We start from the raw sequence: 13,335 nt of genomic DNA on the forward strand, positions 1-13,335 counted from the left end.
ACACACATGCCGGTGCGGAGAGCGATGGTCCCGAGGTCACACGCGAGGCGCTCCTCGCGGACCGCGCCTGCCCCCGGACCTCGCGCCGCACACCGTTCCTCCGGCGCGGCCGAACGCCCGTGTACAGCGCACGGCCGTACAGGCGTCGCTCCTGGTGACACGCCCGACGCGGCCGCAACGCTGACCCCATGCACACGACGCTCTTCCCTCTCTCCGGCCCCACGGGGACCGGCGAGTTCGCGATGTCGTTCACGTCGACGCCGCGGGGCGCCCGCCTCGCCCGGCGGTTCGTCGCACACTGCCTGGACACCTGGGGCCACCCCTACGACAGCGAGGCCAACGAGACGCTGAGCTTGATCACCGCCGAGCTGTGCGCCAACGCCGTACGGCACGGCCGGGTCCCCGGACGGGACTTCCACGTACGGCTGACGAGCGAGGCCGACGGTGCACTCCGCCTGGAGGTCTCGGACACCCGCGGCGAACGCCGGCCCGTCGTCCCTTCCGCGGACCCCGACGCCGCATCCGGCCGCGGCCTCCTCCTCGTCACCGCCCTGGCCGACGACTGGGGCGTCACCGACCGCCGTAGCGGCCCGGGTAAAACCGTCTGGGCGTCGTTCACAGCGGGCCGGCACTCGACGGAGCCGACCGTGGCGGATCGGTGACCGGATGTCAGCCGTGGCGGATACGCTGAGCCACGATCGTCCACGGCTGGTCGATCATCGTCCGTCCATGGACGCACGACACGGCGGAGGAGGCGCGATGCCCGCTCAGTGGGACGTCCGCGTGCAGCGCTCGTGCAGGAGCGCGCGCCTCGCGTCGGCGCCGCCCGCGCCGGTGTTTCCGCCGTGCCGTGCATCGACTCGATAGGTTGCCCATGCCCGGCCGTCTGCTAGAACTCCACGTCGAGAACTTCCGCAGCCTGCGGGATGTGACCGTGCCGCTCGGTCCCCTCACCGTGCTGGTGGGCCCGAACGGCGCGGGCAAGTCCAATGTGCTGGCGGTGTTCGACTTCCTCGCCGACATCATCCGCACCGACCTCCAGCCGGCGCTGGACTCGCGCGGCGGGTTCGACGAGGTGGCCTTCTGGGGCGGAGGCAGGCCGCCGACCTCCATGCGCATCCAGCTGAAGGCGACCTGGACCAGCAACGCGTCGCTGAACGCGCCGGACGAGTACAACCTCGTCATCCGGCGCCGCTCCCTGCCGTCGCACCGGGACGACAGGGGGACGCGGTACACCCTGTCGCGTGAGGAGAGGTTCGCGTTCAAACGCAAGCAGGGACGCGGCCGGCGCATCAGCATCTCCGGTGAGGAAGCACGTGTCGTCGACGAACGTGCGGGACAGACGAAGGACAGCGGCAACTTCAGCATTCGGAGGCTGAGCAGCGGCCTGTCGACGCTGCCCCGGCTCGGTCCCGCCGACGGCGGCGACGAGGTGACGCGGGTGGCGGACCGGCTGTCGTCGTTCCGGGTCTTCGACGTCGACGTGGCGGCGGCGCGTCAGCCGACACGACTGCGCGGGGCGGACTTCGGGACGCTCTCGCCGCGTGCCGAGAATCTGGCCGGGTTCCTGATCCATCTGAGCGGCCGGGAGGACATCTGGGTCGATTTGGTCGCCGACGCCCGGACCGTCCTGCCCCAGTTGGAGAACATCGAGTTCGAGGAGGTCGGCGGTTCCACGGACCAGCTGACCGTCGTCCTGCGGGAACGCGGCCTGCGCCGACTGACTCCGCTCGCCGACGCGTCGTACGGGACGGTCCGTCTGCTGGGACTGCTCGCCCTGCTCTACGACCCGAACCCGCCGGCGTTCACCTGTATCGAGGAGATCGACCACGGGCTGCACCCGCAGGCCCTGGAACTCGTCGTGCAGCGACTGCGCGAAGCCGCCGAGGGGACGCAGTTCATCGTGGCCACCCACTCCCCCGCGCTCGTCAACCGGCTGCGGCCGGAGGAGTTCGTGGTGTGCGACCGCGACGACGACGGAGCGTCGATCATCCCCGCGCTGACCGTGGACGAGGTGCAGGCCATCGTCGAGGAGTCCGGCGAACAACCCCTCGGGGAGCTGTGGTTCTCCGGTGTCCTCGGCGGTGACCTGACCGGAGGTGAGCTGTGACCTCGGGCGGGCGCCAGGGCGGCGGGCGGACGTCCAGGAGCCAGGGGCGGGGCGTCATCGTGCTGGCCGGTGAGGACCAGAACGACTGCCGGATCCTCGCCGAGCTGATACGGGCGCACCGGCCCGATCTGAGCGAGACCGCCAGACTGGTCCGTATCAACGACCCCGTGCGGCTGCGCAGGAAGTCCGGCGCGGAGCTCGCGGCCGCCGTGAGGACCCTGGCCGGGAAGGCCCGTGCCAAGGCCCTCCGGGAGCACGCGGACCTGCTCGGCTTCGTCGTCCACGAGGATCTGGACGGGTACGCGGATGCCGGCTACGACCGGATCCGCAAGGCGCTCGCCGACGAACTGGTCCGCCAGTGCCCCGGGTTCCGCACGGCTCTCGCGCTCGCCGCCTGGGAGAGCGAGAGCTGGCTGCTGCTGTTCCCGGACGCCTTCCCACATGTGCGTCCGCGGTGGAAGGTGCCCGCGAAACTCCTGGACAAGGACACCGGGCGCATCAGGGACGCCAAGGAGGAACTCAAGCGCGGGCTCGGCCTGCCGGTGTTCCGGGAGAGCGACGGCCCGGCGGTGGCCCGTGAGGCGCTGGCCCGCCGGCTGATCCCCTCCCCACGCGGCAGCAACCGCTCGTACGACGACTTCGTGGGCGACCTCACAAGCTGGACCTGACCGACATTTCGGCCGCATCGGGGCATGCGTGAGGCGGCCACCCCGGACCGGAATATGCCGGGGCGGGTCCCGTTGTCGGAGGTGAGCGGTATTTTTGGTGCTGATCGTCACGCCGCTCTCGCCGACCGTCACGGCGGTGCGCTCCCGGCGATCCCGGAAGCCGTCCTGTCCGAAAGGTCCTCGTGAAGCCCACCCTGGCCGCCGCTCAGCTCCGCGGCAGTCTGACGCAGTACCTCACGACGACGTACGCGCTGGCCGACGAGGACACGCGGCTCGCGCTGGAGCGGTTCCTCGGGGACCCGGAGACGGGGATCTTCCGAGGGCCGTACCTGCGGATCAGGACGCCGTTCCACCCCGCCGAGGACGGGTGGCAGTCGGCGCTGGAGTGGCAGCCGTCGTTCACGCCGTGGCGGCACCAGGCGAAGGCGTGGGAACGGCTGAGCACCTACCGGGGGGCGGCCGAGCCGACGCTGGTGACGACCGGCACCGGGTCCGGCAAGACCGAGTCGTTCCTGATTCCCGTGCTCGACCACTGCCGCAGGCAGAAGGCGCTGGGGCGGCGCGGGGTGAAGGCCGTGCTGCTGTACCCGATGAACGCGCTCGCCACCGACCAGGCCGGCCGACTCGGCGACTATCTGGCACAGCCCGAACTCGCGCAGGTGACGGCCGGTCTCTACATCGGCGACAAGCCGGACACGGACTTCCGTCGGGTGATGACGCGCCGCGAGGAGATGCGCCAGTCGCCGCCGGACGTGCTGATCACCAACTACAAGATGCTGGATCTGCTGCTGCAGCGGGCCGAGGACCGGCCGCTGTGGGAGGGGGCGGACCCGGCGTACGTGGTGCTGGACGAGTTCCACACCTACGACGGCGCGCAGGGCACCGACGTGGCGATGCTGCTGCGGCGGCTGGCGGCGGCCGTGGGCGCGTCGAAGCCGGAGCGGCCGCTCGGGTCGATCTGCCCGGTGGCGACGTCGGCGACGCTCGGTGAAGGTGGCGGCGACACCGGTGGCATCCTCACGGTCGCCGAGCAGGTTTTCGGGGTGCCGTTCGGTCCGGACTCGGTGATCGGTGAGGAACGGCTGAACGCCGACGAGTTCGTGGGGGACATCGACTACGAGCTGCCCGAGCCTCCCGGGCCCAAGGAGGTCATCGAGGTCTCGGGCGGGCCGGGCGTGGAGTCCGACCCGGACCGCCTCGACCTGGACGGGCTCGCGGAGCGGCTGCTGGGGCGGCGCGGCCTGGACGCCTTCCAGATCGGGCGCCTGCTGAAGAAGCACGACTTCACCCACGGTGTGCTGGCGTTGCTGAACGGCGATCCGCTCGACGAGTGGGGGCTGCGGGACCGCATGGCCCGCTTCGGGTACGCATGGGCGCGCACCGCGCGGGAGAACCCCCGGCTCGCGCTGGAGGCGCTGTCGCGGTTCGTGGCGCTGCTGTCGTCCGCGCGGGACCCGGAGTCCGACGAACGGCGGCCGCGGCCGCTGTTGCACATCGAGGCCCACCTGTGGGTGCGGCCGGTGGGGCGGGTGCTCAGCGGGGTGAGCGGCCGTCCGGAGTTCCGCTGGTACGAGGACGAGCGGGCCCTCGCGCGGCGTTCCGCGCTCACCGCGGCGTCGGTGTCCGAGGAGCCGTCCGACAGCGACGAGTGGCCGGCGGCGGACTCCCGGCGGCCGGAGGCGCTGCCCGGTTCGGACACTGTGCAGCGCCCGGCGCAGGCCCATCTGCCCGCCGTCTACTGCCGTGTGTGCGGCCGGTCGGGCTGGGCGGCGCTGTCGCCGGAGGCCGATCCGCAGAAGCTGGAGACCAGCCCGCCGAAGATCTGGTCGGCGTCCGTCGGACGGGACAAGCGGCGGCTGCGGTACTTCATCTCGGCGACGCCGGCCGAGGCGCGGGACGCTCTGGCAGCGCTGACCGGCACCGGTCCGAAGCAGGCGGGCGGCGTCGATCCGCAGACCGTGGTGGTGCTGGACGGGGCGCAGGGCACCTACCGGCTGCCCGTCGCCGAGGACGCCGACGGACTTCAGGACGCCTGGTTCGCGCGGGCCATTCTCGACAAGAAGAGCGCCGACCAGGCCGCCAAGGACGACACCTGCCCGGCGTGCAACACGGACAACGGCATCCGGTTCCTCGGCACCGCGCTCGCCGCGCTGGCCTCCGCCACCGTCACCCAGCTGTTCACCGGCGGCCACGAGATCGCGCTGGCGCCGGAGGAACGCAAGACGCTGCTGTTCAACGACTCCACGCAGGACGCGGCGCACCGGGCCGGCTACGTCGCGAACGCCTCGTACAAGTTCTCGCTGCGCTCCCTGCTGGCGCACCAGCTGGACGAGGCCGGTGCGTCGCTGCCGCTCAACGACCTCATCGGCGACGTCCTGGACTCGGTGGACGACCCGCAGACACTGGCCGCGGTCGTCCCGCCGGACCTGCACGACGAACCGGGCGTGGACCGGCTCCTGTCGGGGCGCGGCACCGGTGACGCGCGCACCTGGAAGCTCATCGGGGAACGGCTCGCGTTCGCGACCGTCATGGAGTTCGGGCTGCGCTCCCGGCTCGGGCGCACCCTGGAGCTGACCCGGACCACGGCCGCGGAGGTGGTGGTCGACGATCCGGACCGGATCGTCGCGCTCGCCCGCGACCTCCACCTCACGCTGCCGGGGCAGCTGGGACTGGACGGCGGACTGCCCACGCCCGAGCGGTACATGGCGTTCGTGCGCGGACTGCTGGAGCGGCTGCGGCTGCGCGGCGGGGTGCGGCACCGGTGGCTGGACACCTGGATCAGGGAAGCAGGCGTCAACCAGTACCTGATCTCCGGCCGGCGGCCGGACGGCATGCCCGCCTTCCCCGAGGGGCGCGTGGCGCCGCCGAGGTTCCTGCTCGACGGGCCGAAGGAGAAAACCAAGTTCGACACGATCACCGGTAAGAACAACTGGTACCAGGACTGGACGCGGCGCTGCCTCGGCCTGGACGCCGCGCAGGCGACCGAGTACCTGCGCAGGCTGCTGCCGGTCCTCGCCGACGAGGGCGTGCTGTCGGTGCGCACCGCCAAGGACCGCACCACCCGGGTCTACGGGCTGCAGCCGGGTCGCATCCACGTCAGGCTGCTCGCGGACGACCTGGTCAACAAGGCGTTCGTGTCCTGCGAGGAGTGCGGCTGGCAGGAGGTGGTGCCGCCCGAGCGGCGCACCCGCTGGTACGGGCACCCCTGCCCGCGCTGGCGCTGCACCGGCGTCCTCACCCCGCCGCAGCACGGCATGTCGTCGACCGGCGCGGGCAGCGGGGGTTTCGGCGGGAAACTGGAGCGCGACTACCGGGCCGACTACTACAGGCGGCTCTATCTGACCGGCGGCACCTACCGGGTCGTCACGGCCGAGCACACCGGCATGCTGACCCGGCCCGAACGGGAGCGCGTGGAGCGGACGTTCCGGCAGGGCATCCACTACACCGACCCCAACGTGCTGTCCTGCACGCCCACGCTGGAGCTGGGCATCGACATCGGCGACCTGTCGGCGGTGCTGCTCGGTTCGCTGCCGGGCGGCCCGGCGAACTACGTGCAGCGGGCCGGGCGGGCCGGACGCCGGACCGGCAACGCTCTCGTGGTCGCCTTCGGCGGGCGCCGGGCCCGCGACCGGTACTACCTGGACGACCCGACCGAGATGATCGCCGGTGACATCGTGCCGCCGGGCTGCTACCTGTCGGCCGTCGAGATCCTGCGCCGCCAGTACACGGCGCACCTGCTGGACCGGGCGGCACGCGGCGAGCTGACCACCTCGGACGGCGAGCCGCTGATGCCGCTGCCGCGCCTGTCGTCGGCCCTGTTCGGCACCACCGGCTGGTGCCAGGACCTGTCGGACGCGGCGCTCACCCACGGGGCCCGGCTGGTGGAGGAGTTCCTCGCCCTGTTCCCGCAGGCACCCGGCGGGGCGGACGACGACCGGGGGGTGTCCCCGCACGCCGCCGACGAGCTGCGCGCGTACGCCACCGGCGGCATCGCGCGCGCCCTGCAGGAGGCCGAGGAGGAGTGGACCGCGCGCCGGGAGGAGTTGCGCCGCCGTATCGCCGCCATCGACACCGCCGTGGACGGCCTGCTCGCCGACGACCGTGAACAGGGCGCCGAGCGGCGGGAACTGCTCGCGGAACGCCGCGCCACCGGCGAACTGCTGCGCCAGCTCAGCCAGTCGAGCGCGCACGGCGCCCTCGTCGAAGTCGGTCTGCTGCCCAACTACAGCCTCACCGACACCACCACCTCGCTGGAGGCCACGCTCTACTGGAAGGAGGCGGCCGGCGACGACGAGGACTCGGAGGCCGCGGAAGGCGACGAGGAGCGCCGGCAGTGGGTGTACCGCAGCGAGGTCCGGGACTACGAGCGGTCCCGCAAACTGGCCCTGACCGAACTCGCGCCCGGCAACAGCTTCTACGTCAACGGCTACCGGCACGTGGTGCGCGCCCTCGACATCGGCAGCCCGGAGCGGCGTGCCTGGGCGGTGTGGCGCATGTGCCCGGCCTGCGGTTACGCGCGCACGCACGGCGACCCGAAGAGCGACACCTCGCCCTGCCCGCGGTGCGGTTCGCGGGAGATCGCGGACGCGGGCTGCGTGCACCGCGTGCTGGAGCCCCGGCGCGTGATGTCGCGGGACAAGCGGGACGACGCACGAGTGCGGGACGACCGTGACGAACGGGAACGGAAGCGGTACGCGGTCCTCACCACCGTCGACATCGACCCCGCGCACCTGGCGGCCGGATCGTGGCGGCACGACACGGCGGTGTTCGGCGCCGACTTCACGCGCAAGGCCGTCATCCGCACCCTGAACCTCGGGGTCGACCGGCAGGACGGCAGCAGCACGGTTCCGCTGGCCGGGGACGACGTGCGCCTGAATCCCTTCTACGTGTGCGCCAGTTGCGGTGGCGCGACCGCCGACGGGCGGCCGGTCGTCGACCAGTCGCAGCACGCGCTCACCGCGTCCCTGGCCCGCTCCACGCGTGCCAGCGCCCACCACCAGCTGTGGTGCCCGCGCCGCCGGCTGCACGGCAGCGGGGAGGAGCAGGGCGCCGGACTGGACGTACCGCTGCTCCTGGCGCACGAGCTGACGACGGAGGCCGTCCGCATCCTGCTGCCCGCGTCGGTGGCGCGCGCCAAGGAGCGGCTCGCGTCGTTCACCGCCGCGCTGTTCGCCGGCATCGCGGCCCGCTACGGCGGCGACCCCGACCACATCGACATCACCGCCGCGTCCATGCCGGACGGCGAGGACCGCGACTGGCCCCGCCGCTTCCTGGTGGTGTACGACCGGCTGCCCGGCGGCACCGGCTATCTGCACCGCCTGGCGACGTCCGAGGGTTTCCGCGAGGTGCTGCTGAAGGCCCGCGAGGTGATCGAGGACTGCGACTGCCTGAAGAAGGGACTCGACGGCTGCCACCGCTGCCTGCTGCGCCGCGTGCCGCCGGCCGACTACGACAAGGTCAGCCGCAACGAGGTCCGGCAGATGCTGGACGAGCTGCTCGGGGCGGACGGTGAGCGCTGGCGCACCTCGCCCGTCGCCACCACCCAGCACATCCCGATGCACAGGCAGGCCGAGAGCGACCTCGAGGTCCTGTTCATCGACACCCTGCGGGAGTGGGCCGGGCTGCCCGAAAGCCGTGCCAGCGGCGACGCCTACATAACGCCGGCCGGCACCCACGCGCTGGATCTGCGGCTGACCGCGGCCGACGGCACCACGCTGAGCTGGCGGGTGTCGCAGCAGCGTGTCCTGGACGGCACCCGCCCCGACGTCCTCTTCGAACGGGTCGACGCCCCCGGCCCCCGCGTGGCGGTCTACCTGGACGGTTACGAGTTCCACGCCGGCCGCGAACACAACCGCGTGGGCGACGACGCCGACAAGCGCACGCGGCTGCGCACGGAAGGCCTCCGGGTCTTCCAGCTCACCTACGCCGACGTGGCTCAGTGGCAGCGCCACGTCCGGGACACCGGACACACGGGCGCGGGCCCCGCCGACCCGGTGTGGGAACCGTACGGCGACCAGGCGCGCGCCAGGGCCCGCGACTACTACGCCAAGGTGTGGCGCGCCCTGCCCGGTGAACTCGCCGAGACGCTGTGGGTCAATCCGGCCGTGCAGCTCGTGGAGTACCTGCGCCGACCGGACGCACGGCGTTGGCAGGGTCGGGCGGAGGCGGCCCTTGCGGGCTTCATGGGCGCCGGGGCCCGCCCCGTCCCGCTGCCGCCCGACGTGCTCGGCGAGCAGATCACAGCGGCGCTGCGCGGCGGTACGCCCGCAGGGCCCCGCGGCCCCGTGCAGCTGTTCTCGGTCACCGACCGCTCGGGGCTGCCGTTGGTCTTCGCGGCGGACGGGCGGGCGAAGCCGCCCACGTGGACCGGCATCGTCCTGCTCGACGACGCGCCGGGCGTCCACGCCCAGGAGGAGGCGCACAAGCGCCGCTGGCGGGCCTGGCTGTACTGGTCGAACGTGCTCCAGTTCCTGGACGCGGGCGGCGGCGACGCCGTCCAGCTCACGACCGGCCGCGTCGACGGGTTCCCCGTCGAGACGCTGGCGGTCACCGGCGGCCATGGAGTCCTGGAGAGCGTCCGCACCGCGCTCGGCTCCACCGCCGGCCCTGACACCGCGACCGCCATCGCCGGTCGCAGGTCCGCCCGGGCCGAGGCGACCGCACCTTCGGTCCCGGGCGCCGCGGAGGCGTCCGCGACGGGGCACGCCCCACCCACGCGTGACGCCGCGTGGGACCGGGTCGTCGAATACCTCGACCCGGACGAGCCCGGCCTGCTCGCGCTCGCCGAGGCACTCGCCGCACGCGGCCTTCCGGTCCCCGAGGACGGCTACGAACTCGACGAGAACGGCTGGCTGGCCGAGCTGGCGTGGCCGGGCGCACGCATCGGCGTCGTCCTCGCCCCGCGCCCGCCCACAGGCCAGGAGGAGGACCCGGAGGCCGCCGACCGCGACCGGGCGTTCGCCGCGGCGGGCTGGGAGGTGCGTCCCGCAACCGACTGGACCGCGGACGACCTGGCGGACCGGCTCGGCGGCACACAACCATCCGGCGGCCGGGAAGGTCGTAACCAGCCAGACGGCACCACCACGGACAGCGGGGAGAACGAACAGCTGTGACCGGCAAGAACGTGACGCTGCGCCTGCTCGACAAGGCGGACCGGGAGATCCTGAAACTCCCCCGCCCGGTCAAGGGCGCGATCTACGACTTCCAGCACAAGTTCAAGACCAACCCCGACTCCGCGGGACTGCGCCTCAAACAGCTGCAGGGGCACGACAAGCTGTACTCGGCGCGCGTCAACGACGAGTACCGTGCGCTGCTGCTGCGGCTGGCCGACGACGACTGGCTGATCGTCTCGGTCAAGCACCGCAAGGACGTGTACGCGCATCTCGACCGGCTCACGTACTCCGTCAACCGCGTCACCGGCGGCATCGAGTACGTGGACCTGCAGGTCGTACAGGAGGAAGTGCTCACTCCTGCGGCACCGCGCACCACCGCGGCCCAAGAGCCGACGCGTCCCGCCGAGCCCGCCGCTCCGCAGCCGCTGTTCGAGCAGTGGTCGGAACAGCAGCTCACGGACCTGGGTGTGGCACCCTCCCTGATCCCTGTGGTCGCGGCCCTGACCACCGAGGACCAGCTCCTCGGGCTGGTCGAGTACGCGCCGCAGCTCACCGGCGAGGTGCTGCTGGCGCTGTACGACGGCAAGGCGTACGACGACGTCCTCGAGCAGGTCACGGCTCCCGTCGCGGCACCGGAGCCCGTGGACACGGAGGACTTCCGGGCCGCCGTCGAACGTCCCGCCACCATCGTCACCACGACCGACGACGCGCTGCGCGAGGCGCTGGAGGGCGAGGACTTCGGACGCTGGAAGGTGTTCCTGCACCCCACGCAGGCCAAGCTCGTCACGCGGGACTACAGCGGTCCGGCGCGCGTGGGCGGCGGGCCCGGCACCGGCAAGACGATCGTGGCACTGCACCGGGTCAAGCACCTCGTCGAGCAGCTCCCGGCCGGCCGGACCAAGCCGGTCCTGCTGACCACGTACAACAAGAACCTCGCGGCGGATCTGCGGTCACGGCTCCTCGCCCTGGGCGGCGAGCCGTTGCTGTCGCGCGTCGAGATCAGCCACGTCGACCAGCTCGCGCTGCGCACGGTCCGGGAGGCGGAGCCGGGCAACCGCAAGCGGATCATCGACGAGGCACAGGCCGTCCGTGAATGGCGCTCGCTCCTCGACGAACTCGGCGAAGACGGCTGGGACGCCGAGTTCCTGAACGACGAATGGACGCAAGTCATCCTCGGCCAGGCCGTCACCTCCCGCACGGACTACTTCCGGGCCCGCCGCGCCGGACGCGGACGCACGGTCAGCCGGTCGGAACGCGCCGAGATCTGGCAGCTCGCGGAACGGTTCACGCAGCGCCTGGACCGGCTCGAGGTCCAGACCTGGGATCAGATCGCCGAGCGGGCGGCTCAACTGGAGACGGAACGTGCACGCCGCATCCAGGCCATCGACCGTCAGCGCGAGGAAGCGGGCGGGCTCGACAACATCCATGTGGCCGACGGTTCGGGCGGCTGGCTGCGCTACCGATACCGGCACATCGTGGTGGACGAGGCCCAGGACCTGCGGCCCGCGCACTGGAAGATGCTCCGTGCGATGACCGCGCCCGACCGGAACGACCTCTTCCTGGTCGGTGACACCCACCAGCGCATCTACAAGAACCAGGTGACCCTCGGCAGCCTCGGCATCAACATCCGCGGACGGTCCTCGAAGCTGTCGCTGAGCTACCGCACCACTCGGCAGATCCTGCGCTCCGCGCTGAACGTGCTCGGCGAGGAGACGTACGACGACCTCGACGGCAGCACGGAGACGCTGGCCGGTTACCGGTCCGTGCTCAGCGGCGCCGTCCCGGACCTGCACCGGCTCGACGACTGGGAGGACGAACGCGAGGCGATCGCGGCGCTGATCGAGTCCTGGGGCGACGTGCCGCACGAGCAGATCGCGATCGCCGTGCCGACCAACCGAATGGCCAGCGAAGCCGCGAACACGCTGGCCCAGCACGGCATCCGGGCCCTGGAGATCGGGCCGGACGGACCCCGCGGGGACAGCGGCGTCCACATCGGCACGATGTTCCGGTTCAAGGGCCTCGAATACCAGCGCATGATCATCGCCGGGGTGACCGACGGGCTGGTGCCGCGTGCGGACGTCCGGCAACGGCGAACCACGGACCCCGCGCGCTACCGGGCGGAGATGCAGCGCGCCCGGTCTCTGCTCTTCGTGGCGGCCACGCGTGCCCGGGACAGCCTGGACGTCTTCTGGCACGGCGAGCCCAGCCCGTTCCTGGAGGAACTGATCAAGGTCCGGCCGCCGGTCGCGGTATGAGGGGCCGAGGGGATCGTGCCGTGGTCGGCTTGGGCTACCGCGGCATGATCGGCCCCTGGGGCACGAGGAACGGCCGCCGGGGATCCTCCGGCGGCACCCTGCGGGTCGCGAGCGCCGGATCGGGGTCCGGCAGGTACGGGGCCAGCGCCGCGTACACCTCCGCAGCCCCGCTGGGACGGCCCTCGGGTCGTTTTGCGAGCAGTGCGTGCAGCAGGTCCTGAAGAGCGGCCGGGACGTCGACACCGCGGTCGGCCAGCCGGGGCGCAGCCGCGGTGAGGTGCTGGGTGACCAGTTCGGCCGGGCCCTCACCCTGGAACGGAGGGCGGCCGGTGAGCATGTGGTGCAGCAGGCAACCCACCGCGTACAGGTCGCTGCGAGCGTCCAACGGCTGCTCACCGGCCAGGAGTTCGGGCGACGCATAGGTGAGGTTGCCGAGCGTCTCACCCGTCATGGTGAGCCTGGGGTCGGTGTCCGAGAGGACCTTCACGAGACCGAAGTCGAGGATCTTCACCACGCCGGTGATGCCGACCATGACGTTCTGAGGCTTGAGGTCGCGGTGGACGAGACCGGCCGCATGGGCCGCGGACAGCCCGGAGCACAGTTGCGCGGCCACCGAGACAGCGGCGGGCACGGGCAGCAGCCCGGCGTCGGCGCCGTCGATGACGTTGTCGAGGGTCGTACCGTCGACGAGCTGCATCACCAGACAGCAGACGTCCTCGGTGACGGCCGCGTCGTACACGGTCGTGACATTGGCGTGGTCCAGACGAGCGGCGGCCTTGGCCTCCCTCTCGAACCGCGCCAGAGCGGTGTGCCGCCAGTCGGGAAGAGCCAGCAGGTCCGCGGCGACGGTCTTCACCGCGACAGGCCGCTCCAGATAGACGTCCGTCCCCTGCCAGACCTGCCCCATCGCCCCTCTGCCCAGGACCCGGTCCAGTCGATATCTGCCCCGCAGAACCTTGCCCGCAGCGAACTGCTCCACGTTCACTTCCTTACGTGCACCCCAGCGACAGGTAGCCGCTGTCCGCGCGCCCATACGGCTCGCCCTCGGAGCCCCGTGGAACAGTGAACCAGGGCCGGGGTGCGGCAAGGAACGCGGAGGCGCATCGGGGGGCCGGTCCTGGTGGGGCCGGGCACCGAGTCCGACCCCGCGACCGTGCCGGTGAGCAGCCGAAGGCGTGTCGCCAGATGAT

6 protein-coding genes are annotated in these 13,335 nt (G+C 72.1%); 5 read left to right on the top strand and 1 reads right to left on the bottom strand.

Translation table 11 applies throughout. The features are described 5' to 3' along the window. Window positions 1-188 precede the first annotated feature (188 nt). The 5 genes from ACLU3S_RS00315 to ACLU3S_RS00335 all read left to right on the top strand — a co-directional run bounded on the left by ACLU3S_RS00315 (window position 189) and on the right by ACLU3S_RS00335 (window position 12,145). Window positions 189-662 (top strand): ATP-binding protein, encoded by a 474-nt coding sequence (locus ACLU3S_RS00315; RefSeq protein ID WP_413949606.1) that lies wholly within the window; start codon window positions 189-191, stop codon window positions 660-662. 212 nt (window positions 663-874) lie between these two features. Next, window positions 875-2,110, top strand: a complete 1,236-nt coding sequence (locus tag ACLU3S_RS00320; protein ID WP_413949607.1) for an AAA family ATPase — start codon at window positions 875-877, stop codon at window positions 2,108-2,110. Beyond that, a complete protein-coding gene (locus tag ACLU3S_RS00325) occupies window positions 2,107-2,778 on the top strand; it encodes a hypothetical protein (protein ID WP_413949608.1) in 672 nt (223 codons plus the stop codon). Before ACLU3S_RS00320 ends, ACLU3S_RS00325 begins: the two co-directional genes overlap by 4 nt. A 182-nt stretch (window positions 2,779-2,960) precedes the next feature. Continuing rightward, window positions 2,961-9,890, top strand: coding sequence for a DEAD/DEAH box helicase (locus tag ACLU3S_RS00330; RefSeq protein WP_413949609.1), 6,930 nt, complete (start codon window positions 2,961-2,963; stop codon window positions 9,888-9,890). After that, window positions 9,887-12,145, top strand: a complete 2,259-nt coding sequence (locus ACLU3S_RS00335) for a UvrD-helicase domain-containing protein (RefSeq protein WP_413949610.1) — start codon at window positions 9,887-9,889, stop codon at window positions 12,143-12,145. Before ACLU3S_RS00330 ends, ACLU3S_RS00335 begins: the two co-directional genes overlap by 4 nt. A 34-nt stretch (window positions 12,146-12,179) precedes the next feature. Here the strand turns inward: ACLU3S_RS00335 and ACLU3S_RS00340 are convergent, their stop codons facing one another. Next, the gene (locus tag ACLU3S_RS00340) at window positions 12,180-13,124 is read right to left on the bottom strand and encodes a serine/threonine-protein kinase (RefSeq protein ID WP_413949611.1); all 945 of its coding nucleotides are present in this window, start codon (window positions 13,122-13,124) and stop codon (window positions 12,180-12,182) included. Between the last annotated feature and the right edge of the window lie 211 nt (window positions 13,125-13,335).

The sequence above is a fragment of the Streptomyces sp. AF1A genome (assembly GCF_047340315.1).
Taxonomy (GTDB): domain Bacteria; phylum Actinomycetota; class Actinomycetes; order Streptomycetales; family Streptomycetaceae; genus Streptomyces.

Excerpts from the sequence above, each read along its gene's own strand:
- ACLU3S_RS00315 (WP_413949606.1), top strand. The coding sequence starts at position 189 with ATGCACACGACGCTCTTCCCTCTCTCCGGCCCCACGGGGACCGGCGAG.
- ACLU3S_RS00320 (WP_413949607.1), top strand. The coding sequence starts at position 875 with ATGCCCGGCCGTCTGCTAGAACTCCACGTCGAGAACTTCCGCAGCCTG.